Origin of the sequence: Moorena producens PAL-8-15-08-1, assembly GCF_001767235.1 — a bacterium.
GTDB classification, from domain to species: Bacteria; Cyanobacteriota; Cyanobacteriia; order Cyanobacteriales; family Coleofasciculaceae; genus Moorena; species Moorena producens_A.
In genome coordinates, this window is the sequence record NZ_CP017599.1 from 3,320,828 (window position 1) to 3,346,355 (window position 25,528).

Consider the following 25,528-nt stretch of genomic DNA (forward strand, 5'->3'; position numbering starts at 1 on the left):
ACATACCCTAGCCAGCCTTAGTGTTTACTGTGAACAGTTACGAGTATACACAAGACTCCCGAAAAACTGTACCTGTAGAGTTAGTCATTACTACCTACATCACTACTACCTCTAGCGTATATTCAGTAAATTGGCGTAACTCTTAAGGCACAAAATTCAGTTAATTGACTGAGATAACTTCCTAGATAAATATGGTTAGATTAAAAACTGGAGTCAATATAAAAATTCTAAATAGGTTGTGAACGATTACGTGGCCAAGATTCTTGTAATTCCAATAATTTTGGGTTTCTGGATTTTCACAAATCGTTTATAAACCCTATAGCTATCGTTCTAGGAAAAATAGTCACGGTCATATGCATTGTTCAAAAGACTTACGTTGGGAATTACCTGTTACACCTCAAGGGATAACCCAATATCGACAACGGCAATCCAGTGAACTCACCAATCCCAGAAATTCCCAAACACAAAGGAAAAGTAATGATCTGCGCACTCAATTACTGAAGACGATTCTACCAGCGGTTTTAACCCCTCTAGGTCTGGCTGGACTCTTCAGCTACAGTGCTATTTCCCGCAGCTCCCAACAGCAAGCTGAGCAACTCTTAGAGGGTGAAACCCTAGTTGCGGGCAGAGTTTTGTATATATTTTTAGAGGAAGCAAAAAGAATACCTGCTACATTGGCCGCTAGCCCTCTAGTAGTTGAAGCAGCTAGCACTGCAGCGAAAGTTTCTCAAGTTAAAAACCTTGCCAAATTACCCTACTACGAGGTTGAAGATTCTTTCTCCGCTACCCGGTTGATACAGCCGAATCAAGCTCTCAATTATTACTTATATAAAACTACAGCAATTCATGAGTTTGTCGAGATATCTTTTACCGAAAAAAATGGGTTTAATGTGGCTTACAACACTCCTACTCCTGACTTTGTACAACGGGATGAAGCCTGGTGGCAAGTGGCAAAAAATAATCCCAGTCAGCAGGTGATTAAAACGAAATTTGATGATACTGACAATAGGTTCGTGATTGAGTTCAGCAAAGCGATCACAGACCCAGCAACTGATGAATTCCTAGGGGTTGTTAGAGGAGTTTTGCCTGCCTCTGTTTTCAGCACCATATTTAAAAACCTGCTGAAGGATTTGGAAATTGGGGATTCTCAATATATGCAGCTACTAGCCCTGAAAAAAGACGACACTGTGGCTGTTGTAGATACCATCTACCAAGGGAAGAGTAAAGAGCAGCCACAGAAACTGCTAGGGGCAAAGGATAAAGCAGTTGTACAGAACCTGAAAATTTTGCTCGAAGCTGTTGAAACTGGGAAAACAGTCCAACAGAAGGGACTGACCATAAAGTCAGCTAATTCACCACTTTTCCCAAACTTAAAGCTGGCCACCTTTGCTCATAATACCAGGCACTATATAATGGTTGCAGTTCCTGATAGCAATTGGACTCTGGCTGTCTCGATCAAACTTAGTGAACTCAGAGCAGCGGGTAGAAAAGCGGCAATAGGCTTTACTAGTTTGTTCGTGGTACTGGGCATTATTATTACCTTGGTAGTCAGAGCTTTATCCGATCAGTTAGCAAAACCCTTGGGTCAGTTGGCTAATACTGCTAAGGCGGTGATTGCAGGCAACCTGAACGTTCAGGCGGAACTGCTTGGTGCTACCGAGACGCAGCTACTGGCTCAAGTTTTTAATAACCTGGTGACACGGATCAAAGGTCGATTACAGGAGCAAGAACAAGAAACTGAACAGGCGCGGACACTAGTGCTAGTCAGCAACCAGCTTCAGCAATCCTTAAACTTCGACAATATCCTACAAACTTCCGTTTATGGGTTACACCTTGCCCTCAAGACAGACGGTGTGTTTATCTATCGCTTTAATCCTGACTTCAAAAGCGGGATAATTGCAGCGGAGGTCGTAGATTCGGGTTTGGTTGAAGCCCTAGGGGAAACTATTTACGAACCAATCACGACCGAGGAAATTAAGCAGTTTAACTTGGAAAAGCTTGTGAGTGTCGAGAACCTTCAACAAGCTACTCTAACTGGTGCTCCTGGCCAGTTCCTTCAACCCCTTGGTGTCGTAGCCAGCCTAGTTGCACCAATTATAGTTGCAGGTGAACTTTTCGGCTTGTTGTACGCGAATCATTGCTCAGAACCCCACCGTTGGCAGGAGTCAGAACGTCACTTAATGAAGGAGTTAACTAGACAAATCGGTGATGCCCTCACCCAAGCCCTGCTCCTGGAACAGCAGCAAGCCACGGTGGACATTTCCCAAACGTTAAATGAGATTACCGCTAGTATGCTTGAATCCCTAGAACGGGAAAAGATTTTCGCGGCTACGGTGCTGGGAATTAAAAGAGCGCTCTCGTGCGATCGCACAATCATTTACCTCCTCGAACAGAATCAGAAAGGCTCAATGGTTGGCCTTTCAGTAACTTTGGATGGGTCTGTTACCCCAGAAACACAGAAAGAAGAGTTGGATTTTCCCCTAGAGGATGTTGATCACTACCAGTCACGTCAGGTTCTAGCCATTGATAATCTTGAGGGTAAGTTGACCTACTACCAGCAGTCCCAAGTCGAGAGGCTTGGCCAAAGCTCTCTATTGCGTGGAGCTAAAGCCAGTTTAGTAGCACCGATTTTGGTGGCAGGTAACTTGATTGGCTTTCTGGCTGCCCATCAATGTTCACAGCCAAGAGCTTGGCAGGAAACGGAGATTAACCTTTTGACTCAGGTGGCGATTCAATTCAGCTTTGCTCTAAAGCAGGCTAATCTGCTCGAAAAGACGGAAAGAATTTCTCAAGAGCAAAGACAGGAAAAAGAAGCACTCCAGAAGCAACTGCTGGTACTGCTTGAAAATTTGCAAGGGGCAGCACAAGGAGATCTGACAGTGCGCTCTGACGTGACTTTGGATGAAATTGGTAAAGTTGCTGATGCTTTTAACACCATTATTGAGAATTTGCAAACTATCGTAACCCAGGTCAACAACTCAGCGGTTGAAGTCAATACCTTACTCGGAAACAAGGAGGTAGTAGTTGGTCAACTAGCAGAAGATGCTCTTAAGCAAGCTTCAGAAACCACTCGCACCCTGGATTCAGTAGAGCAAATCACCGATTCGATTCAAGCAGTGGCTGAGAATGCTGATCAGGCGGCGAGGGTAGTTGATGGAGTTGCAACCACTGTTGAAGCTAGCAGCACTGCTATTAACCTAACTCAGGAGAGTATCCTGGAATTGCGAGACACGATTGGGGAAACGACGTCAAGAGTGAAGCAGCTAGGTAAATTTTCCGAAAAGATTGCTAAGGTGGTTGCCTTGAGCAACATGCTCAAAGTCCAAACCAATGTTTTGACTATTAACACTGAGATTGAGGCTGCGCGGTCTGGTGGGATTCAGGGTTTTGTCGTGATTGCCAAAGAAGTGAATCAGCTTACCAACCAATTGATCAAAGCTACCCAGGAAATTCACAAGATAGTAGATGATATCGAGCTAGAAACGTCTCAATTAGTCAAGGTAATGGAACAGAGCAGTGCTGTGGTGGAGAAGGGGACAAGTCGAGTTGAGGAAGCTAAGCAGAATATGAAACAGCTGAGGTCGGCTTCGTGCCAGATCGAGCAGCTAGTGACAGCCATTGCCCAAGGGAGTCTTTCCCAAACCGAAACCACTCAGAGCGTCGCTATGTTGATCAAAGATATTGCCCAATTCTCGGAACGTACCGTTGATTCCTCTAGGCAAATTTCAAGTTCCTTAACCTCAACTGTAGCCGTAGCTCAGGAATTGCAGGAGTCAGTTAGTGGTTTTAAATATTTTTCATAACACCAGCTGTCAGCCGTCAGCTGTCAGCCGTCAGCTGTCAGCGGTTGGCCGTAGGCCACGCTACTTGAGGTGCCGTGAGCTTCTTTTACTCACAAGCACGATGAGTAGCCTAAGCTATGGGCATAAACTATTCCCTTAGCGTGGCCTCAGACCTTGAGCACTTCAAGTAGCGTGGGCGTAGCTTGTTAGCTGATAGCTGATAACTGATAGCTGACGGCTGAATGCTTACACGCAAACAGCTTTGTGGCACAGGCTTTGACGCTGTGACTTAACTCAAATTAAACTAATACTTACCTCTTTTATTATTAACGGTTTCCTCCTTAACCGTGCCCATAAACTGATAGCTGATAGCTGATAGCTGATAGCTGATAGCTGATAGCTGATAGCTGATAGCTGATAGCTGATAGCTGATAGCTGAACGCGCATGCGTGTGCGTAGCACATAAGCTGATAGCTGATAGCTGATAGCTGAATAGTCAAATTAAATTATATTAACTGTGTTCAAAAAACTTAAAGTTCTTCAAACCCTTGCTATTCAATGATCCGAAGTTACCTGTGCCCTTGTTTAAGCTTATTATCTGAATTGTCTCAGATTGACTTCATGATACTCTCAGAGTTTGGCATAACAATTGGCTTGGATACTGAGCAGAACCAGATTTCGCTATGAAGAATTCAGTGCGAGCTTCTGAATTAGGACTAAAATTGGTTGACCGGGCTAGACGCCTGAAAAGATGGAACAAAACCGCAGAAGCTTGGTGTAGCAGTGCCTTAACCTCTAGGGCAACCTTAAACCGATTTTGGGCAAGACAACCGATTCGCTCTGACACCTTTATCGCCATTTGTGATGCTGTAGGGGTTGATTGGGACAAGGTTGTTGAGCCAGATAAGATTAAGGCAGATCAAATCAATAACGGCAAGAGTCCCACTGTGGCTCAAATTAAACGTGTTGATTGGGGACAAGCACCAAAGCTAAGAGATTTCTACGGTCGTACTGAGGAACTGAACACCCTACAGCAATGGATTCTTAAGGACAAGTGCCGCCTGGTGACACTTCTAGGGATGGGGGGAATTGGTAAAACCTCTGTGGCTGTGACTTTAGCCCATCTTCTGGAAGATAAATTTGAGTTTGTGATTTGGCGCACTCTACGCAATGCCCCTCCCCTAGAAGAACTCCTGGCAGACCTGATTCAATTTCTGTCTCGACAGCAGGAAACCAATTTACCCTCCTCTGTAGATGGCAAAATTCTGCGATTGATTCGCTATTTACAAGGGGGGCGTTGCTTGCTAGTTCTAGATAATGTGGAGTCGATTCTGCAAAGTGGCGATCGCACCGGTAGTTATCGAGAAGGATATGCTGAATACGGTGAGCTGCTCAGAAGTATTGGTGAAACCGCCCACCACAGCTGTCTATTACTGACCTCTCGGGAGCCACCCCAGGAATTGACTATCCTGGAGGGGGAAAACTTACCGATTCGCTGCTTCTCACTCAAAGGGTTATCAGACACCGATGGGCAGGAAATCCTGAAGGAAAAAGGAAATTTTGCTGGGGATGACACCCAGTGGCTGACCGTGATTGAGCACTATGCTGGAAATCCTTTAGCCTTAAAAATGGTGGCTTGTCTGGTCAGAGACTTTTTTTATGGCAATATTGCTCAGTTCCTGAATTTTTTAAAGCAAGGCTCATTCATTTTTGATGATATTCGGGATTTGCTAGACCGGCAGTTTCAGCGCCTGAGTGCTACACAACAAGACCTGATGTACTGGCTAGCTATTAATCGCGAACCGGTTTTTTTTAAAGAGTTGGAACAGGACGTTGTCTGCCACCGATGCGCTCCTGACATTTTACAGTCTCTAGGGTCTCTACAACGGCGCTCATTGATTGAGAAAACCTCGGCTGGGTTTACCCAACAACCTGTAGTGATGGAATACATGGTTAATCGATTAATTGAGCAGATTCCTGAGGAAGTTACTAGTAAAAATTTTGCTCTGTTGCGCAGTCACGCATTAGTCAAAGCCACTGCCCCTGAGTATATTCGGGATAGTCAAGTCTCTCTGATTCTCGAACCGATTATTGAAAGATTACTTGCCAGTTTTGGTTGCACAAAACAGCTCAGCAATCACTTGCTGGAAATTATATCAATGCTGCGCTCCCCAACTCCCACGGTTAAAAAAATAACTCAAGATACGGCATATATCTGTGGTAATATAATTAATATACTGCGCCAACTACAGGTGGATTTAAGCAGCTATGACTTTTCTAATCTAACAGTTTGGCAAGCTAACCTAGAGGGGATTAAATTACACAATGTCAATTTCGCTGATGCTGACTTGACCAGCTCAGTATTTACGGAAACCTTAGGAAATATTTTATCAGCAGCATTCAGCCCAGATGGTAAACTATTAGCAACCTGTGATACAGATTGGAAGGTTCGCCTGTGGGAAGTACCAAGCGGTAAACTAGTTTTGATCTGTGAGGGTCATACCAATTTGGTACGGGACCTTGCTTTTAGCCATGATGGTAAAATCTTAGCCAGTTGCAGTGCGGATCACACCGTTAAGTTTTGGGATGTCAGTGATGGTAAGTGCTTAAGGACTTGTACCGGACATAGTAATGAGGTCTGTTCAGTCGCTTTTAGTCCAGATGGTCAGACCCTAGTTACTAGCAGTGGCGACCACACCTTGAAAGTCTGGGATATCAAAACTGCAGAATGTCTCAAAACTTGCACCGGACATAGCAGTTGGGTTAGATCCGTTGCCTTTAGTCCAGATGGTAAAACTATAGCCAGTAGCAGTGACGACCACACGGTGAGATTCTGGGATAGTGGCACTGGTGAATGCCTGAACACTGGCACTGGACATAGGGATTGCGTGGGGTCAGTGGCATTCAGCTGTGACGGGAAAATCTTAGCCAGTGGCAGTGGCGACCACACGGTGAAGTTTTGGGAGGTAAGCACAGGTCGCTGCTTAAGAACTTACACAGGACATAGTAGTGGTGTCTACTCCGTCGCCTTTAGTCCAGATGGCAAAACCCTGGCTAGTGGCGGTGGCGACCACATCGTTAGGCTCTGGGATACTAGCACCAATGAATGTTTGAAAACCTTGCATGGACACAGCAATCAAGTCTTTTCAGTGGCCTTTAGTCCTTATGGAAACACCCTGGTTTGTGTGAGTTTAGACCAAAAGGTGAAGCTATGGGATTATCAAACCGGTCAATGCTTGAAAACTTGGTATGGACATACGGATTGGGCAATGCCGATCGCGTTTAGTAGTGACGGTCACACCCTGGCTAGTGGCAGTAACGACTACACAGTGAGAGTATGGGATTATGGTACTGGTAGCTGCATCAGAACCTTGCCCGGACATACTGACTTTGTCTATTCAGTGGCATTCAGTAGTGACAGGAAAACCTTAGCCAGTGGCAGTACAGACAATACGATTAGGCTGTGGGATGTCAGCACAGGTCGCTGCATTAGAACACTGCACGGCCATACTGATTGGGTATTTTCAGTGGCATTCAGTAGTGACGGGAAAACCTTAGCCAGTGGCAGTGCCGACCAGACGGTGAAGCTGTGGGATGTCAGCACAGGTCACTGCATCAGAACGTTTCAAGAACATACTGATAGACTGTGTTCAGTGACATTCAGTAATGACGGGAAAACCTTAGCCAGTGGTAGTGCTGACCACACGGTCAGGCTATGGAATTGTGAAACCGGAAGCTGTGTAGGAATTTTGCGCGGACATAGTAATCGAGTCCACTCCGTGGCCTTTAGTCCCAATGGTCAGCTCTTGGCTAGTGGCAGTACAGACCACACGGTGAAGCTGTGGGATATTGGTGAGAGTAAGTGCTGCAAAACCTTGACGGGACATACCAATTGGGTATTGTCAGTTGCTTTCAGTCCCGATGGGAAAACCCTAAGCAGTGGCAGTGCTGACAAAACGGTGAGACTTTGGGATGTTTCCACAGGGGAGTGCCGTGACATTTGCACTGGACATAGCCATCTGGTCTCTTCAGTCGCCTTCAGTGTGGATGGTCAAATTATGGCCAGTGGGTCTCAAGACCAAACCGTAAGGCTAAAGGATGTAGAAACAGGGGAGTGTTTGAAAATCCTGAGAACTCCTAGACTCTATGAAGCTATGAATATTACTGGAGTTAGAGGGTTAACTGAGGCACAGAAAGTAACTCTGAAAACGTTGGGGGCGATAGGATGAATTTAGAATTTAGAATTTAGAATTTAGAATTGGTAATTATATTTTTTTTCATTTTTAATTCTTAATTTTTCATTCTTCATTCTTAATTATTTTTGGTGTTGTCGTAATGGCAGGATAAGAGGAAAAGGGAACGGGATCGCCTAGCGTGACATGCAGGTCAATCGCTTAGGGGCTCTTTCAGAGCATCGCATATCACCGAAACGTGATTACATTTAGCTTAGCTGATAGCTGATAGCTGATAGCTGTTCGCGTAGCGTGCGCGTAGCGCATATGCTTACATTATAAATTATTATCTGAATTGGGTAACATTTATTCCATGAGTGATGACCAATCAACGTGCAGACTACGATAATCCATGGAAAGAGGCAATTTCCTTATATTTCCAACCCTTTATGGCATTTTTATTCCCCGAAATTGAGGAAAATATTGACTGGGATAAAGGCTATGAGTTTCTCGACAAGGAATTCCAACAGATAGCGCGGGATGGGGAAATTAGCACTAGGGAAGCAGACAAATTAGTTAAGGTTTGGCGCACCGATGGCCAGGAAACTTGGGTATTAATTCATGTGGAAGTCCAAAGTCAATACGAATCCGTGTTTGCTGAGAGGATTTATGTGTACAATTACCGCATTTTTGACAAATATCGGCGTCAAGTAGTCAGTCTAGCTGTTCTAGCTGATGAAAGCAAATCCTGGCGACCGAATCAATACAGTTACACGATTTGGGGGTGTGAGGTGTTGTTGCGCTTCCCGATTGTTAAACTGCTGGATTATTCGTCCCAGGTGTTGGAAGAAAGTAACAATCCTTTCGCGGTAATTGTGGCAGCTCATCGAGCTAATCAGCAAACTAAACAAGATGTTCAGCAACGATATCAGATTAAATTACAAGTTGCAAAACGTTTGTATCAACGGGGCTATGGCAGGCAAGATATCCTAGAGTTATTCCGGTTAATTGATTGGCTAATTAGTTTACCGGATAACTGGCAAACCGGCTTTACAGAAGAAATTAGACGTTATGAAGAGGAGAGTAGTATGCGTTACATTACTAGTTTTGAACGCCTTGCTCGTCAAGAGGGGATTGAAATCGGCCTTTTGGAAAAGGGTCGAGAATGGCTCCTGGAAGTACTTCGGATTCGTTTTGAAGATGTGCCTAGGGAGTTGGTGGAAACAATCAACCAAATTAAGGAGGACTCGATGTTGACAATGTTGCACAGACAGGCAATTACCATTGCTTCTGTAGAGGAGTTTATAGTTGTGGTTAATCAGCAGCTAGCTTCTGGTGAGCAAAGTTCTTAGGTGCGCTTAACGGAAAGTGCTACAGGAAAATTTGATAAATTATTGGAATTTAGAATTTAGAATTTAGAATTTAGAATTTAGAATTGGATTTTTTTTCATTCTTCATTCTTCATTCTTCATTCTTCATTCTTCATTCTTCATTGTTTGTAAGCATTCAGTCGTTGGCCGTAGGCCACGCTACGGGAACAGCGGTCAGCGGTCAGTCATTGGCTTACCTGTTTTCTTCAAAAGCTGTGCGCGTAGCGTGCGCGTAGCGCACAACCTGATAGCTGATAGCTGATAGCTGATAGCTGACGGCTAAATGCTTACAATCAGATTAAGAAATTTTCTGTAATACTGATATCATTCCAAACCAACTTAATGGTAAAATATTCTCCTGCTTCGCCGCTCACTTGCAACTTAAGATTTTCTGTCTCTCTGGCTTGGACTTGAATCACCACAATTCCTTCTTCATCTAGCACCATGATTTGTAAACCTTTGGGGAGAAGGTCTTGACCACCAGCAGGATGCAGCTCAATGGATAGATTCATTTTGGGTGATTCTGTCCGATGTAGCTCCACTAATAAAGCTACTTGCTGATCACCCCAGCCGATCTCAGTACCGAGTAGCTTACCTCTTTTAACTCCTGCTGTAGTATGGAATTTGGTACTAGCTTCTTGATGCAGTCGCTCATGGGGGTTTCCCCCAAGACCGCGCTGCATCGCTTGGTGAAAGGAGTCACTTCTAAAACTGAAATCTCGCTCTAGGTTTGGCTGTAAGATAGTGTTCACGTTTTCCCAACCCGGATCAAAACAATCCTCTAACCACCGCTTTAGTTGTACCACCTTTTGACTAGATGTTTTACTGGGTTTTGATCGCTGTGGTGGGCTGGGGTCTAATTTAAAACTGTCTAATCTAAAACTATCCTTAGGAAAGAGGGAAGGAGAAATAGGAAATGGGGAATAGGGCGAAGTATACTCTGCATCCCCTTGCCTTCCGGAACCTCTGCGAAAAACGGGAACTGCTTTCTGGGTTTCTCCTGCTGGAATAATGGTGTGTGACATTAATAAGTTACTCCAATACACTCTGCAATTTTCATAATAATGGCCATAAAATCGCAAAATGTCTCAGTTTTTGTCTCATTTGTCTCAGTTTTTTGCTAAGGGTGATTAATGTAGGGAACAGGGAACAGGGAACAGGGAACAGGGAACAGGGAACAGGGAACAGGGAACAGGGAACAGGGAACAGGGAAAACATTTTGTGTACCTCATATTTGAATTAAGAATGGTGAATTAATTCTTAATTATTAAGAATTTGGAATCAATAATTAAGAATTTGGAATTAATAATTGGGAATTCTGCCTTCACTCTTCACCCTTATAAATTCACCCTTCACCCTTCACCCTTCACCATTCTTCATTCTTCATTCTTCATTCTTCATTCTAAATTCTACATTCACCATTCTTCAACCTTTAACTTTTGAGCAGAGTCGATTCAATAATTCTTTTGGAATTGCCTCGAAATTTTCTAAGAGAAAGTCCATTAAAGCCAGATGATGTAAGGAATCGGGAGAGGGAGATCTATAGCGAGCACCTTGGGCGAGCCAGGTGTTTGCAGCGTGGGTTGAGCGGAAGCAGATTTGACCAATGTCTTCTTGATTAACTTGCCATTTCCCATAAAACTCCTGGGGGGTCATGGACAGTGGGCAGTTGCTGTATAGGTCAATCAGGATTCGCTCTCGCTCAGTGATGGGACGAGGAATTGAATGTTCGCGTGTGGATTGGCTCCTGGCAAGTTGGGCAAGACGGTCTAGGGCTCGCTGACACTTAATGAGATGGTCATTTGAGCGATTTGTTGGCATGATGAAATTACCTCACACATAGCTTGTGACTGGGGACCAGAGCCGCGCTTTAGCGTGCAACTGAGAAGCGCGGCTCTTTGTCCAAAAATGCTAGGGGAATATCGGACATTTTTATTATTACTAATATCTCGAAAAATGTCAAGGGTATTTTTTTATTTTGAAACATTTTTTTACAATAAAAAAAAATGATTAGTTTGGGGTTTTATCTATAAATAATATGTAAACAATTCAGCAGTCAGCAGTCAGCTATCAGCTATCAGCTAATGCGCTACGCGCAGGCTACTTGAGGTGCTATCAGCTATCATAAATAGCTTACAATAATATCAATTGTTTGAGGTAATTTATTCCTGGTTTTTAGGGAACTGATAGCAACGATTAAGGAGTAGTAAATCCCTACTCCCTACTCCCTACTCCCTGCTCCGAAGTCCCTGCTCCCTACTCCCGACTCCCGATTCCCTACTCCCTACTCCCTACTCCCTGTTGCTGGTAATCTCTCTAATTGCTGCTAAATCGGGATAGGATAATACACTATCCATGGCTAGCCAAAGTAAGTACTCGATATTTCCGGCGGGGCCAGTAATGGGAGAGGAGATTAATCCTTTGTACTGCCAACCTAGCTTTTTGGCGGATTCTAGAACGTTTGCGATCGCATCCGCACGGTGATGGGGGTCCCTGACTACTCCTTTTTTCCCGACACGGTCACGACCAACTTCAAACTGAGGCTTAACTAGCAACACTACTTCACGGGGAGGGGATAGCAGTTGCCACAGAGCAGGAAGAATTTTGGTTAAGGAAATAAAGGAAACATCGACTACCCCTAAATCAGCATAGACTTGACCTTGATTCGGGACTGGTGAAACACCGTACAAGTCCGCTGGCTCAAGATAGCGTAAGTTGGTACGTTCTTTCAAGACCACTCGCTGGTCATTGCGCAGACTCCAGGCAACTTGTCCATATCCCACATCAACACCATAAACCTGTTTTGCTCCAGCTTTTAGCAAGCAGTCGGTGAAGCCACCGGTGGAAATGCCACCATCTAGGCAAATGCGTCCCTTTACTGAAATTCCAAATACCTCTAAGGCTTTGGCAAGTTTTTTGCCTCCTCTGGATACAAAAGGGGGTTTCTCTTTGACCTGAATCTGAGCCGTGGTCTTAATTTCAGTTCCTGGCTTATCTAATATTTGTCCATCTACCATGACTTCACCCGCACGAATCAGCACCTGAGCTCGCTGTCGGGATTCACACAGGTTAAGGTCTACTAATAATTTGTCTAGTCGTTGTTTAACCAATGGGATTGGAAGGTTAGAAGGTTGAAGGTTGTTCGCGTAGCGTGGCCAAAGGCCAAGGTTAGTGCGTAGGGTGCGTTAGGGAGGGGCTCGTCCTGATTTTCCACCTCGTAGTCAGTGTTGAGATAGCCCGTCCCGTAACGCACCGCCAGTTTTGGAATAGTCCGCCTCGTAACGCACCACCTAAGGGCTCGCCCTGATTTTCCAGCTCTTTCTCAGTGCGTAGGGTGCGTTAGGGAGGGGCTCGTCCTGATTTTCCACCTCGTAGTCAGTGTTGAGATAGCCCGTCCCGTAACGCACCGCCAGTTTTGGAATAGTCCGCCTCGTAACGCACCACCCAAGGGCTCGCCCTGATTTTCCAGCTCTTTCTCAGTGTTGAGACAGCCCGTCCCGTAACGCACCACCGGGTCAAACAGCACAAATGAGATGCACCCGAAGGTGCTTTGGTTGAAGGTTGTTTGGTTGAAGGTTGAAGGTTTAACTGAGATCTTGCACCAGTACAAAAAAACTTGGCGTTGCTGAATTGAAGTATGAATGCGCAATCGCCTGGTTTTGGTCAAGCCCCCGTTGGTCCCCCAACTTTGATACTGCTGGCGAAAAAAACATTTAGTAATATCAGCCTGAAGACAGCAGTCATTATAGCCCCCCAACCCCCAATTCTGGGGGAGCATGAACTTAACGTTACCCATCTGCTACTCTTGTGTAAAGAAATATTAATTTCGCCAACGGTATCAACTTTGGGGGACTTTCAGACTTTTGTTCCCCCCAGAATTGGGGGGCTAGGGGGGCGGAATCATACCCAGAATCAGCAACGCCTACAAAAAAACTTAATAACGGAAGTGATAAGCTGGTCTTCATTGTAAGGGCGCAAGGGTTGCAGCTTCAGGCTTCTGTTGTGATGATTTTGGGATTAGATGGGCTACGGCTTGCTTGACAAAACCTTGCATGAATGCTGCCCGTTGATTTTGCTGGAATACCTGTTTGAGTTTCTGGGTTAGTTGCTCGGGATTGAACTGTTGCGGGTTAGGACTAGTTTCGCTTTGCTCCTGTTCTTGGAAATACTCAATCAAACTTAGTCCTGCTAATCGGGTTAGATAAGCAGCACTGACGCCCTGTACAGCGCCACCAGCGATATAGGTCAAGGCATGGCTTTTGAGCATATTGCCAATGGCTTGAGTGGAAAGCTCTACTAACCCTAGTTTTACCATTAAACTACCTAGGGTTTTAGCGGCTTCCTGAGCTTGAGACAGAGAGAATTTTTGCTGATAAATGTCCCCGAGTTCTGTGACTAATTGGGCGCTAATGGCCGCTGTTGCCAGTAAATCAAGGGCTGGCACTGGGTTAGCAAAAGCTGCTGCTGCTGCAATCCACTGATACTGTTCAATAATGGGTAAAGCGCGATCGCGTCTGAGGTGATTCAATTCTTGCTTGGCTTGAGCTTGTACCCTGGTCATGGCTCTGATGGTACTTGCCCACACTAGCTGTTGCTGTTCTTGGGTCAGGATTTGAGTTAAGCGGTCATTGAGCAAGGTCAGGTCAGGGGTTTGGGGTTCCAACCACTCTTTGACCGAAGCATCTGGCTGATGTTGACGCACTTTCACCGGAGCTGGGTTAGATGCGATCGCTACCACATCTTCTGGGTCTAATCGTCCTACCACTCGCTGCCGTAAGGTTTGCAAAACCGTAGCCCGTTGTGTAGATAAATACTGGTCTTGCTTATTGAGTACTAGGATGGAGCGCTGGTGGGGAGCACTCAGTTGCTGCAAGGCTTGCAACTCGCTGTCGGTCAAATCACCAGCGGTGACAAATAAGACTAAATCGGAGCCCAGGGCGATGTCCATAGGGGTGGTTTGTGCTTCGATACCCCTATCGTTGACGGTAAACAAGCCTGGTGTTTCTTGGAACTGCACAGACAGGTCAGGCCATGGTTGAGAGTTACTATAGATGGTTTCGAGAGCGTTAATCAAAGCGGTTTTCCCAACACCCTTATCCCCAGTCACTGCTATTGTGATCTCGTTGCGGTCTAGCTCAGTCTTGAGCTGGGCAACTTGCTCTCGCAGTCTAGCACTGGCATCCCGTGCCTCGGGTTCTTGATCGAGCTGAGTAATGATAGTTTCGGTGAATGCGATGGTGTTTTCCACGGCTGCCAGGTCTACTGGGGTTGATCGGGGCAAAGATTCCTGGTTTTGTGACCTCCGCTGCTGCAGAAACCAGAATCCAGTCCCAAATGCGATCGCTCCCCAAAAGGTATACTCACCCAGTTCCATCACTGAGTCGTAGGCACTCTGGGCTAGCCATAAACCAAAAGATAGAACGATTCCCCCAACTAAGATCGGTCGCTGCAACTTAACCACTATTTAATCCTCCACTATCGTAATTTTGCCCATAATTATTGCTATGTATCTACCATATCAAGTTACTTGTGGGTCATTGCTCTGTAATCAATCTCTCTGGTGGGAATTTATAGCGGTTTTCATAGCTATCAGGTACACAGAATTTTTTCCCTGCTCCCTAAAACCCAATAATTTGTACCTCACCCAATTGAAAACACTATATAATAATACCGATTTTAAGGACAATATCAAAAACAAGCCGATGTCAAGAAATCGTCTAATTCATAGAAATCTGTGTTTTCTAAGTCTTTAGGATGGATGACTAAACTTAGTTTCCTGGTGACAAACTCCTTCTTAGAAGCCACTACGAATGAAAGAATTATTAACTTAGCTAATGCCATTCGAGGTAAGTTAGTACGAGCTAAGTCCGCTCCAATAACAGGTATAGCAACGTCGATACCATGACCCTTCCGGCGAACTTCTTCCCAAAGACAGCTCAAAGAATTCCAAATGTAGTCAGCATTTGACTGGACTCTCAGGTCATTGCCCATATAGCCGTAAGCTGTCCAGAAATAGCGTTTGTCAGGGGAACCCAATGCTATAGTTGTGCCTATGGGATAGCGCCAAGACTTTCCCTTCTTTTTGTTAGGTTCTTTTGTACGTTGAGCTTTGTAGTCCTCCAAGACTGCTTCAATCTCTGCGTCTAATTTAGTCAGGTGGGCGACCGATGAAAGGCGCATATTAGAAGTGGAAGGGGTAAGAGCCTTCCCCAGACCCGGGTTCAGGACTGGTTTCCACTCGAAGGGGCGTATTAAACGATGGAGTCAATGGAGAAAATAATCTAAGGATTTCCAGAAGTTATGGGTCTCACAGCTAGAGAGAAAGTAGGGATTACCGAACCATCGGATAAGGTAAATAACCGAAAAGGAAAAGAGTCAAAGAGTTGACCACAGAAACCGTTGGTCAAAGGCACCGTAAAAATTAATATCCCTGCTAAATTCGATGATGGGGATATGAGCTCCGAGGTTAGTCTATCATCTGCTAGACAATCTGAACTCTCACATGGACTCGGTGTAGAGACGGCAACTCAAGACTTGTATCTTCTATATGCGTAACCGGGTAAGCCGAGATTGAGTCCTTAACCCTAAATAGGACATAAGGTAGCCAAATCGCAAGAGGAGGTATAACTCTCAGTCCGGTAGAAGTCTGAACCAAGCAAAAGCCGACAACCTGAAAAGGAATGGGAATAAATAACCAGTCGGATAGAGGGAAAATTCCCTTGCTCGAAAGAGCGCTGAATTTCAGAGCTAACATCCGAGCCAAGGAAATTAATTACTTAGTTAACTTAAATTGTACATGGAAAAGATAGAACCGGCGTCAATAGACGTGGGTATCGTAACTGAACAAACCACCGATTGGCATACCATTAATTGGAAAAATGCCTACAGAGAGGTTAGGAAACTAAGACAAAGAATTTTCAAGGCAACACGTCAAGGAAACTGGAAAAAGGTCAATAAACTCCAAAGGTTAATGCTAAGGAGTAAGGCAAACATCCAGGTATCAGTTCGCAAAGCATCCCAAGATAACAAAGGTAAAAGGACGGCAGGAGTAGATAAAGTCAAAGCATTAAAACCCAAAGAAAAGGGAGAAATGGTTGACACATTATCAAAAAACAGGAAACAATGGAGCCCAAAGCCAACTAAACGCATCTACATACCAAAAAGCAATGGAAAGAAAAGACCATTAGGGATACCAAGTATCGCCGACAGATGCCTTCAAGCCATTGTTAAAAACGCTTTGGAACCAACCTGGGAAGCCCAGTTTGAAGCCACATCATACGGTTTCAGACAGGGAAGAAGCACTCATGATGCCCGACAAAGAATATTCCTCAATATCAATGGAGAAAACAATAAGAAATGGTGGGTAGTAGAAGCGGATATAAAAGGATGCTTCGATAATATTGACCACCAAGCATTAATGGAAACCATTGGTAATTTCCCAGCCAGAGGACTAATCCATAACTGGCTAAAAGCAGGATATGTGGAAAAAAACATATTCCACCCCACGGAAACGGGCACACCACAAGGAGGTATCATCAGCCCACTCCTCGCTAACATAGCATTACACGGATTAGAAAAAGAACTGGGAATAACCTACAGGAAAGAAAAAACAAAAAAGGGAGAGGACACCTGGAGAAATAAATCGAATAGGACATTAGTACGATTTGCGGATGACTTTGTAATCTTAACAGAAAGCAAAGAAGACGCCATGACAGCTAAGTTAATCACTAAAGAATGGCTGGCTAAAAGAGGACTAAGTCTATCCGAAGAAAAAACCAGGATAACTCACTTGACCCAAGGTTTTGATTTTTTGGGATGGAACTTTCGTAAATACAGAACCACCAAAAAGAAATCGGGATACATCACCCTCATTAAACCGTCAAACAAAAGCTTAAAGGGAATCAAGAAAAATCTAAAAGTAGAATTGGCCAAGCTGAAAGGGGTCTCAGTCCAAGAACTAATTGGTAAATTACAACCAATAATAAGGGGTTGGACAAACTATCACAGCGGAACAGTGGCAAAGGACACCTTTTGTAAATTAGAAAATTACATCTCTTGGAAGCTAGTTAGATGGTGCAAAAGAAGGTACCCGAAAAAAGGATGGGAATGGATTAGAAATAAACACTACGGGAGTTTCTGCCCTGGTAGGGAGGATAACCGAGTCTTCGGAAGCAAAGAACTATACCTGGAAAGAGCCTCATGGACAAAAATAATCAGACACACAGTAGTAACCCACGATTATTCGCCAGACAATCCGGAACTCCAAGAATACTGGGATAAAAGGAAAAAAAGGCAGGATAAGAAAGCTGCGGAGGCCAGACTAACAAAGGGCAGAAACAAGATAGCCGTGAGGCAAAACTACATCTGTCCTTACTGTGGCCAAAGACTAGGAAACTACGACAAAGTACACTTACACCACATTGTTCCAATTGAACATGGGGGACAAGATAAGTACAACAATTTGGTATACGTTCATGAGGATTGCCACCGAACTATCCACGCCTTGGGGGCAACCAATCCAGAAATACAGGGAAAACTGTACGATGGAATCAAAAAAACCCCTCCTAAAAATCGGAAACAAAAGCCAAAAGGTACAAAACCGATAATAAAGGAAAAGAGTTGCACAAGATAACGTGTTCTTCGGAAGTTGGTTGCGCCGTGTACTTGGAGACTTGTTCGCACGGTGCTTAGGGGGCGACGAGGGGGTAACCCCTCCGACCTACCCAATCATTGCCATAAATGCCGGTAAGAAACTGTCCTTGTACACTAGAAGGTTTGATGACTTCTCCGAGTTCCGTATCGAAAACATCGTTAGCTCCTATGACTAAATGCCCAGACTGATTAAAAAGATTGCCAATTTTAATTTCTACAACTGAGTCGGGAGAAGACAACGCTTTACACACCGAGCTACGGGGAAAACGCTGAATAAATGCTATCGCCAGGGAGACTACTACTAGTCCCAAGTAGCCAATCCAACCAAAATTCAGACTCTCTGGAAAAAAAAGTGCTGCTGGTTCGATGGACAGCCATAAAAGACCAAATATACTGATAAAAGAGCTTCCTATGCGTTTAAGCCCAACCTGAGTCAAGAGTTTGAGATAGAGCATCAATTCTTCAAGATGTTTATTCCAGTCTGTGTAGAAATTCTACTATACCCACTCTTCAGGTAAATCTTGGGGTATAGAAACTTCCAGGGCAGTTTCAAAAGCCTTATTCGCAAGCTTTACATTCTCGAATCGCTCCCCTGTGATTCGTTCCCGATAAACCATACTTAGACCGTATTGCATGATTTTCCACTCGTTAGGTATAGCAACCGCCAGGGCGGTTAGGACGTAGACTAAAGATGTGATCGTAATTAGCTTAGCGTGTACTCTGCCATGCCCAAACCCTACAGTTACGACTTCCGTCAAAAAGTGCTCCAAGCGCTCGAATTAGATGGACTCAAGAAACACGAAGCCAGTGAACTGTTCAATATCAGCCGCAATACGATCAAGCTGTGGTTGAAGCGCTTTGCTGAAACGGGTGATGTTCGGGCATTGCCCAATCGCCCCCCAGGCAACAACCAGAAAATCACAGACTGGGAGCAGTTTCGAGCGTTTGCCAAGGCTCATGGCGATAAAACTATAGTGGAGATGGCTCAACTGTGGGAAGGGGATATCAGCGTACGCACAATCTCACGAGCATTAAAGAAAATTGGGTTTACGCGAAAAAAAAGACCTACGGCTACCAAGAACGGGACGAGTCGAAACGGCAAAGCTTCATAGAGCAGTTGGCTAAGTGGGCGGATGAAACGATTGTTTATGTGGATGAAGCCGGCATGGACAATCGGGAGGACTACGGTTATGGCTGGAATGAAAGAGGACAACGCTTTCATGCCTTGAAGTCAGGACGACGACAGGGGCGAGTGAATATGATTGCAGCCCTTTGTCAAGGACAACTGATGGCTCCGATTACTGTGGAAGGTTCCTGCAATCGGAGTGTATTTGAGATTTGGTTGGAAACCTGCCTGATTCCTCTGCTTTCGCCGGGGCAGGTAGTGGTTATGGATAATGCCACCTTTCATAAAGGGGGGAAGATTGAGCAACTCATTTCCGAAGCTGGCTGTCAATTGCTCTACTTACCTGCTTATTCACCAGACTTCCAATTTGATTGAGCGATGCTGGTCTTGGATCATATGTCGAATTCGCAAGCAACTCAACCAGTTTGATTGTCTACGTGATGCGATGGAGTATGTCTTGCACTTGGCGTCCTAACCGCCTTGGCGGTTGCTATAACTTTTCGGGATTGATCAAATTCAAAGCTTATTCAAATGCCGCGATCGCTTTTTTATGATTTTATTGTTGCTCTTTGCCAGGGATATTTAGATAGGTTATCCCCAGGTTATTTCAGACCATTAATCTTTCTTGCGTAAACTATCCAGAAGTGAATACAGTAAGAGCGTCTTGGAAAGCCTCAATAGCCAAATGCTTATTATCAGGAGCTTCTTCCTGAAGCCGATGATAATAGGCAAGTCCCAAAAAGTTTTGAGTTTTCACCCAATATTGAGAAAATTTATCCAATTCAAATGCTTTGATTGCTTGCTGCACGGGGATTTTTTAGTAAACAGACACCAAGCCAATGTTGCAGCTCTGCCCAACCATATTGCCTCTTCCAAATTTCCTCTTTCCAAGCTGGATTATCATCCCCAGCTAGTCCCAATTCAGAAAATGTCTGGTGAAAACGATCTAATTTCTGGCTACAAAGTAGTTCTACTTGCGGCATTTTTATTGGTTTAGATATCTAACAAAGATAATAATCGATCGAATGGTGAGTAAAATTACCTAGCAATTTTATATTATTCTTTCAGGGAGCAGTTTCCTTTGACCTCTATAACCTTAGTTTCTTTGTTCGTGGATCTTGACCTTCTCGTGCCACGAAATTTAACAGTCATTAATTGATTTTTGATAGGGCCTAGCCTTAATTCTAATATATGATCAACTATACCGTTCATTTTGAGAGCATAAACTGCGGCAAGTCTTGCGATTCTCAAGAACTTTTCTTTTTGCCTTTTTCGCTTTTTCCATAGCTCGGGGAAATTAATTGGCTCTATACGCTTTCCTCCAGCGGAACAGTTAATAAGAGAATCGACCCTCAAATAATCTTCCTGATTGGATAGCAAACTATTATCATTGAGCAGTAAAATTCTCACGCGTATTTCAGCGATTTCGTCAGCATTATAATAATTACCATTATTTGAACCAACTTTTATGTCTTGAAAAATATTTTCCTGAGACTGTTGGATTGGTAATAGAGTAATAACAAATAGATTATTGCCCCCAGTAGATGTTATCTGTAAATCCTTCACTTGAGTAAGTGAAGCTTCTTCCTGATAGGCATAACTGATTCCTTTGTCGGGTAAAAATTGATCCGGTTTTATATCTTTTAAATTCGCCTGTTCTTCCAGATTTTTTGTTGCAATTTGAACTGAAATAGTACCATCTGATTTTGTTTCTACTGATTTCGCTAAGTAATAGTTATTTTTTAGCAAAACCCAATTCCCTGAAGTTGTTACGCTTTGTACAGGACGTTTTTTAGAGGTAGATTTAGTAGTTGAGGGCTTTTTTGCTGCCGTGGAGGTCGAATTTGATTTTCTCCTTTGATTAGCCGTAGTGGATGACTTTTTTTCTTCCGTTGTAGCTGTTTTTCCTTTAGTCTTGTTCAACCACAGGGACAAATCTTGACGAAATCTGTCGCGAAAATTTGCTGGTTGTTTGTAATCTTTTGTTAATGCCTTGCTCTGAATTTTTTCTTTGAAATTCAGTACCTTCTTTCGCTGTTCCAGTTCATCCTCGCTCTTTAGGTTCGCTCGTGCATCTCGAAAATAAAACCAGATATCCGGTTTCCTATTACTCTCAAAAGCCGCAACTGCTCGTTTGTATTCTTCCACAGTTCCAGACTTGGCACGGGGTGTGGGAGTACCCAAGCGATTCCACATAATGCCCACAAATAGCTCGTACTCTTCCATATTGCCAATCTGAGAGTTAAGAGCAGCTTGCCCACCCTGACCAAAACTCGGATAAGCATTCTTTTCTGAACGTACTACTTCTAACCTAACACCTTTACTCGGAGCAGTAGTACGGTTAATTTCCTTCACTACTTCTTCTACATAGTTCCGCTCCCTACTCACATCGCTAGGGGAAGCGAGGAAGATTTTTAGTAGTTCTACTTGGGGCATTGTTTATTGGTTTAGGGATATAAATACTATGGTAATCGAGCCAGTAGTGAGTAAGATTAGATGGCTAAGGTGGAATGGGCATCTTGCCCGTTATCAATATTTTCGGGCGGGCAGGATGCCCACTCTACTGCTATTGATCCGGCGGGCAAGATGCCCACTCTACTGCTATTGATCCGGCGGGCAAGATGCCCACTCTACTGCTATTCATTCTTTTCCCGATTCCCCACACCCTACACCCTACACCCTACACCCCACTCCCGATTCCCCAAAATCACAAAACCCTGCAAAGACATAACCTTGCAGGGCTTCATGATATTCTATTAAGTGGCGGGAGGCGGATTTGAACCACCGACCTTCGGGTTATGCGTACCAACTACAACTTTCGTTGCCTGGATCTTCCAGTTTGTGGTCTGGACTGTCCCTTCACCCTCGCCTTAAACGTTAGGGTGCCTGCCTAACCAGTCTCTACACCTTCTCCTTTTGGGAGCTTGGCTCGGGATTACCTCGCTACAGGCTTCCCCGAATTTGACAGGTAAACACACGGAGATTTATCTTCGTGCCGCCCATGCTCAAGCTTGCTATTAAGCGTCTAGCTAACTTGATTGTTGAGCCCGACGAGCTACCAGGCTGCTCTATCCCGCGTCGTCTTTTTCACTATAACACCTAATTTCCAAAAGTGGCAAGGGGAAATGGGAAATTTCTGAAATTAATTCTATCAGTGCTTGATGGAGGGAGTAGGGAGTAGGGAGCAGGGAGTAGGGAATCGGGAGTCGGGAGTAGGGAATCGGGAATCGGGAGTAGGGACAATACAACCTCGAATCTCTTTCCCCTCTTGCCTCTTGCCTTTTGCCTCTTGCCTCTTGCCTCTTGCCTTCGAGATACAAACCCTATAAGCTCAACCCTCAAGGCATAGATAACTCCCCAACCACCTCTAAACGCTTGTATTTGCTGAGGTTAATAAACATCGACTCCAAGGTGTCTGCCACGGAAGGGGTAATCCAAGCCATTTGCTTGAGTAGGGCAATGGCTGCAGCATACTTAGGTGATTTGCCTCCATCGAGGACTTTAATGGCTAGACCCATATTCTGGCCAACGCGACCGATACATTGAACCCCTTGTGCTCCGGATTTACTGACCAGTTCCCCTTCGGATAATCGCATCAGTTCTGTATCAAATCCCCCATCCCCCCACACCATCTGGGGATGACTGATCATGGCACGGACAATACGCTCCATGGCCAGATTATTACCAGAAGACAGCTGAGCGTACAATAAGGCCATTTGCCGTAATTGTAAAAAGTAAGTGGGAGCGCCACAGTCATCGTGAGCGAGAATTAACTCTTGCTCCGGCATCTGTAGCAACTCCGCCACTTGGCTTAAGATTAACTTTTGTACGGGATGGTTGTACTCCAAATAGGTCTTGAGTAGCCACTGCCTTTGTTGACAAACAGCCAACATTCCAGCATGTTTACCGGAACAGCCATGCTGCAGTGAACTTTCCTGGCCTGGGGGAATGGGACACTGTAGTGCTGATGGATCAACATCACAGCGCCAAAGAATATTAAAGGCCTGCCTTACCTGCTCCATCGTTCCTTGATGGGAACCACAGATAATTGCCAAGTCTCGGTCCGTGAGATTGTAACGCTCAAGGGTACCTGTGGTGGTGACCGCTAACGCTTGGAAAGGTTTGAGTGAAGAGCGAATGAATGTTGAGGTTTCTGGGTTACCCGCAACATATAACATCCGTCCCCGGTCATCACACACAACTGCTTGAGCTGAATGAACTGATTCGATAATGCCTTCCCGTAGTAAACGGACTTCTAAGGCTCGTGTTTTAGTACGTTTTCCCCTGGTCATGGATTAGACTTAAAGCTACCCTATAGCTTAGTTGGAGCAATCGAGCTAGGTGGCTGATAACACACGCCAAATGATGTTGCCACCAATCACGACTATAATCAAAAATCCGAACGTCCAGTGTAAACGTCGCAAAATTGGTTGGAGTTCATAAGAAACAATTAAGCGATCGCGAGCCAAAATTTCTGGAGTTTTTGTCCAGGTTTGACCGTCATACCAGCCTGACTCCTCGTAGACTATGGTTTCTCTGATCAAGCGATCGCGTACATAGAACCAACCCAGGTATAGCCGCAGCAAACTTAAAATCAAGAAGATACTTGCTCCTGCCCCGCCACAGAGCAGAAACTTGATTATCGCTTTTTGCGGTGGAAAACTGACTGCTGCTATCGGCCCTGAAACCAGCCAGCTCAACCCCCAAACCCAAGTCAGCTTGATCACATAATTTGGTAGTTTCAGCCTTACCCAGTTAAAAAACCAAGATTCTTTTAGTTCTTGGTATTCATTTATGGGTTGCTGCTCTTCTGGAACAGGACATACATAAACGGGAGATTTCATGATTATTCTTTTGTGAGTGCTGCAATTAGGATGCCTGAAACTCAATCTGCTCCGCATGGCCCCAGAATGCTTCGAGATTATAGAATTTCCGTTCTTCAGGCAGCAAGATATGGACAATCACGTCACCGTAATCTTGAAGTATCCAGATTCCCTCTGCTTTTCCTGCTGTTCGCACAGGTAAACGGTTCCATGCCTCTTCTACTTGCTGTTCAATCGACTGAGAGATTGCCCTGACCTGTACCCTAGAAAACCCGGTTACAATTACAAAGTAATCTGTGATGTACGATACCTCTGAGACCGACAAAATCACAATATCTGCACCCTTGCGGTCATCTGCTGCTTGAGCAACGGTTAATGCTAACCCATAGCTAGCATCCTGGTGTTCGGTATCAGGGGTTACTAAGGTGGAGGGCTTATTATTTTGATCTCTCATTAAGCGTTTAATTCCTCGCTTTACAAAACAATCTGTTCTAATAGTAATTAAGTTTTCTTGTGCTTAATCACTTGCTGTACAATTCTTTTCATTTCTTTTCTTTGCTTCTTCATTTGACACTCACACTGCTGTTGACGAAACATTCCTGAAAGCTAGGAACGGGGGACTTTAGGCATTTACACAATCTGTCTTACTCTCTCTTTTAGCTGTTGTCTTCCTGGACATCTGTTGAGCCCAGTTTCGAGTCAATATCATACGTTGGTGAATGGGACGAGGACTCTCTAGCAGGAATTTTAAAGAGTAGTCACAGGCTAACCAAACAGTTTTGTATAGATCTTGCTTAGAGAGATTTCGTAAGGCAAGTAAATCCGGTGTATCACCACGACCTGGCTCAATAGTATCAGCAATAAACACCACACAACTGAGGGGGGTCATACCCTCACGCCCTAACGTATGGAGAGCGATCGCTTCCAATACTGCTTCATCTTTGACTCCAAACTGCTCTTGGGCAACAATAGCACTGACATCTGCATGCAATAAGTGAGGCGCGGCTTCACAGACTGGATCGACTTCTATGCCGTTATCTCTAGCCATTTGCAACAAGCGCTCAGGCTTAAAGCATTTGGCTAGGTCGTGCAACAACCCTGCTTGACCTGCCTGCTGAGCATTGAGATGATGAAGCTCAGCGAGTTCAACAGACATCTGTTCAACCCGCAATATATGCTGTAGCCGAGAAGACGGTACATTATCTGCTAACCAGGTCAACACCTGATCACGCATCACCTTAAAAAGCTCCTAAGACATGTAATTGGTAACAGTCGCTAATTCTTTTTATAATAAAACTTTAACAGTTTTTCTTGATATAGCGGATACTACCTTATATGTCTATTAAAACATTTTCTCAAGACTTTAGCAAGAAAATGTTAAAGGAAAGGGAGTAGGGAGTAGGGAGTAGGGAGTAGGGAACTTTAGAACAAAAATTATCACAATTCCTACAGGTATTGCTATATAGGGGTTTTTAACTTAATGAGGTACACAGGATTTTTTCCCTGTTTCCTGTTATCTGTTCCCTGTTATCTGTTATCTGTTCCCTGTTCCCTATTACCTGTTCCCTAAAACCCAATTTGTAGGTTACTTAATTGAAAATTG

The 25,528-nt window shown here is 44.4% G+C and carries 23 protein-coding genes; 7 read left to right on the top strand and 16 right to left on the bottom strand.

Features of this window, described 5'->3' with window-relative positions; all coding sequences use genetic code 11:
- Nucleotides 1-353: 353 nt before the first annotated feature.
- The 3 genes from BJP34_RS12495 (at nucleotide 354) to BJP34_RS12505 (ending at nucleotide 9,306) form a co-directional block, all read left to right on the top strand.
- Nucleotides 354-3,803: a GAF domain-containing protein gene (locus tag BJP34_RS12495; protein ID WP_070392628.1), complete on the top strand. Its 3,450-nt coding sequence runs from the start codon at nucleotides 354-356 to the stop codon at nucleotides 3,801-3,803.
- 662 nt (nucleotides 3,804-4,465) lie between these two features.
- A complete protein-coding gene (locus BJP34_RS12500) occupies nucleotides 4,466-8,011 on the top strand; it encodes an NB-ARC domain-containing protein (RefSeq protein WP_070392629.1) in 3,546 nt (1,181 codons plus the stop codon).
- Nucleotides 8,012-8,334: 323 nt separating this feature from the next.
- Complete coding sequence (locus tag BJP34_RS12505; RefSeq protein WP_070392630.1) at nucleotides 8,335-9,306, top strand: transposase; 972 nt, start codon at nucleotides 8,335-8,337, stop codon at nucleotides 9,304-9,306.
- Between the two features lie 311 nt (nucleotides 9,307-9,617).
- Here the strand turns inward: BJP34_RS12505 and BJP34_RS12510 are convergent, their stop codons facing one another.
- From BJP34_RS12510 to BJP34_RS12535, 6 genes are all read right to left on the bottom strand, one after another.
- Entirely contained in the window at nucleotides 9,618-10,349 is a 732-nt protein-coding gene (locus BJP34_RS12510) for a DUF1822 family protein (protein WP_070392631.1), read from the bottom strand.
- Between the two features lie 400 nt (nucleotides 10,350-10,749).
- On the bottom strand, nucleotides 10,750-11,145 hold the full coding sequence (locus tag BJP34_RS12515) for a hypothetical protein (RefSeq protein WP_083305128.1): 396 nt from the start codon (nucleotides 11,143-11,145) through the stop codon (nucleotides 10,750-10,752).
- A 470-nt stretch (nucleotides 11,146-11,615) separates the two neighbouring features.
- Nucleotides 11,616-12,434: a TlyA family RNA methyltransferase gene (locus tag BJP34_RS12520; protein WP_070392632.1), complete on the bottom strand. Its 819-nt coding sequence runs from the start codon at nucleotides 12,432-12,434 to the stop codon at nucleotides 11,616-11,618.
- Nucleotides 12,416-12,577, bottom strand: coding sequence for a hypothetical protein (locus tag BJP34_RS43085; protein WP_158517164.1), 162 nt, complete (start codon nucleotides 12,575-12,577; stop codon nucleotides 12,416-12,418). Before BJP34_RS43085 ends, BJP34_RS12520 begins: the two co-directional genes overlap by 19 nt.
- 708 nt (nucleotides 12,578-13,285) lie before the next feature.
- On the bottom strand, nucleotides 13,286-14,785 hold the full coding sequence (locus BJP34_RS12530; RefSeq protein WP_324611054.1) for a YcjF family protein: 1,500 nt from the start codon (nucleotides 14,783-14,785) through the stop codon (nucleotides 13,286-13,288).
- A gap of 227 nt (nucleotides 14,786-15,012) precedes the next feature.
- Nucleotides 15,013-15,504, bottom strand: a complete 492-nt coding sequence (locus tag BJP34_RS12535) for a macro domain-containing protein (RefSeq protein WP_070392635.1) — start codon at nucleotides 15,502-15,504, stop codon at nucleotides 15,013-15,015.
- A gap of 616 nt (nucleotides 15,505-16,120) precedes the next feature.
- Here BJP34_RS12535 and ltrA point away from each other — a divergent pair.
- Nucleotides 16,121-17,956 carry a group II intron reverse transcriptase/maturase gene (gene ltrA / locus BJP34_RS12540; RefSeq protein ID WP_070390923.1) on the top strand — a complete coding sequence of 612 codons (1,836 nt, stop codon included), beginning with the start codon at nucleotides 16,121-16,123 and terminating at the stop codon, nucleotides 17,954-17,956.
- 55 nt (nucleotides 17,957-18,011) lie between these two features.
- Here ltrA and BJP34_RS12545 read toward each other — a convergent pair whose 3' ends face one another.
- Nucleotides 18,012-18,431 (bottom strand): macro domain-containing protein, encoded by a 420-nt coding sequence (locus BJP34_RS12545; protein ID WP_070392636.1) that lies wholly within the window; start codon nucleotides 18,429-18,431, stop codon nucleotides 18,012-18,014.
- 42 nt (nucleotides 18,432-18,473) lie between these two features.
- Nucleotides 18,474-18,611, bottom strand: coding sequence for a hypothetical protein (locus BJP34_RS43090; protein ID WP_158517165.1), 138 nt, complete (start codon nucleotides 18,609-18,611; stop codon nucleotides 18,474-18,476).
- A 90-nt stretch (nucleotides 18,612-18,701) separates the two neighbouring features.
- On the opposite strand from BJP34_RS43090, the gene BJP34_RS50420 reads away from it, so the two are divergent.
- Entirely contained in the window at nucleotides 18,702-19,088 is a 387-nt protein-coding gene (locus tag BJP34_RS50420; RefSeq protein ID WP_070392637.1) for an IS630 transposase-related protein, read from the top strand.
- Nucleotides 19,007-19,477, top strand: a complete 471-nt coding sequence (locus BJP34_RS50425) for an IS630 family transposase (RefSeq protein WP_418904159.1) — start codon at nucleotides 19,007-19,009, stop codon at nucleotides 19,475-19,477. The genes BJP34_RS50420 and BJP34_RS50425 overlap by 82 nt, the downstream gene beginning before the upstream one ends.
- A gap of 259 nt (nucleotides 19,478-19,736) precedes the next feature.
- Here the strand turns inward: BJP34_RS50425 and BJP34_RS48745 are convergent, their stop codons facing one another.
- From BJP34_RS48745 to BJP34_RS12565, 3 genes are all read right to left on the bottom strand, one after another.
- Nucleotides 19,737-19,859 (bottom strand): hypothetical protein, encoded by a 123-nt coding sequence (locus tag BJP34_RS48745; protein ID WP_267876549.1) that lies wholly within the window; start codon nucleotides 19,857-19,859, stop codon nucleotides 19,737-19,739.
- Nucleotides 19,860-19,884: 25 nt separating this feature from the next.
- Nucleotides 19,885-20,085, bottom strand: coding sequence for a hypothetical protein (locus BJP34_RS12560; protein ID WP_070392638.1), 201 nt, complete (start codon nucleotides 20,083-20,085; stop codon nucleotides 19,885-19,887).
- A gap of 73 nt (nucleotides 20,086-20,158) precedes the next feature.
- On the bottom strand, nucleotides 20,159-21,538 hold the full coding sequence (locus BJP34_RS12565) for a DUF4062 domain-containing protein (RefSeq protein ID WP_070392639.1): 1,380 nt from the start codon (nucleotides 21,536-21,538) through the stop codon (nucleotides 20,159-20,161).
- Nucleotides 21,539-21,598: 60 nt separating this feature from the next.
- Here BJP34_RS12565 and BJP34_RS39545 point away from each other — a divergent pair, with 60 nt between their 5' ends.
- The gene (locus BJP34_RS39545; protein WP_149030942.1) at nucleotides 21,599-21,862 is read left to right on the top strand and encodes a hypothetical protein; all 264 of its coding nucleotides are present in this window, start codon (nucleotides 21,599-21,601) and stop codon (nucleotides 21,860-21,862) included.
- 308 nt (nucleotides 21,863-22,170) lie between these two features.
- Here BJP34_RS39545 and BJP34_RS43095 read toward each other — a convergent pair whose 3' ends face one another.
- The 5 genes from BJP34_RS43095 to yqeK all read right to left on the bottom strand — a co-directional run bounded on the left by BJP34_RS43095 (nucleotide 22,171) and on the right by yqeK (nucleotide 25,159).
- Nucleotides 22,171-22,422, bottom strand: coding sequence for a hypothetical protein (locus BJP34_RS43095; RefSeq protein ID WP_158517166.1), 252 nt, complete (start codon nucleotides 22,420-22,422; stop codon nucleotides 22,171-22,173).
- 18 nt (nucleotides 22,423-22,440) lie between these two features.
- Entirely contained in the window at nucleotides 22,441-23,394 is a 954-nt protein-coding gene (locus BJP34_RS12570; RefSeq protein ID WP_070392640.1) for an asparaginase, read from the bottom strand.
- 45 nt (nucleotides 23,395-23,439) lie between these two features.
- On the bottom strand, nucleotides 23,440-23,946 hold the full coding sequence (locus BJP34_RS12575; protein WP_198954012.1) for a CGLD27 family protein: 507 nt from the start codon (nucleotides 23,944-23,946) through the stop codon (nucleotides 23,440-23,442).
- Nucleotides 23,947-23,971: 25 nt separating this feature from the next.
- A complete protein-coding gene (rsfS, locus tag BJP34_RS12580) occupies nucleotides 23,972-24,379 on the bottom strand; it encodes a ribosome silencing factor (protein WP_070392641.1) in 408 nt (135 codons plus the stop codon).
- A gap of 168 nt (nucleotides 24,380-24,547) precedes the next feature.
- Nucleotides 24,548-25,159 carry a bis(5'-nucleosyl)-tetraphosphatase (symmetrical) YqeK gene (yqeK, locus tag BJP34_RS12585; protein ID WP_070392642.1) on the bottom strand — a complete coding sequence of 204 codons (612 nt, stop codon included), beginning with the start codon at nucleotides 25,157-25,159 and terminating at the stop codon, nucleotides 24,548-24,550.
- Nucleotides 25,160-25,528: the final 369 nt, after the last annotated feature.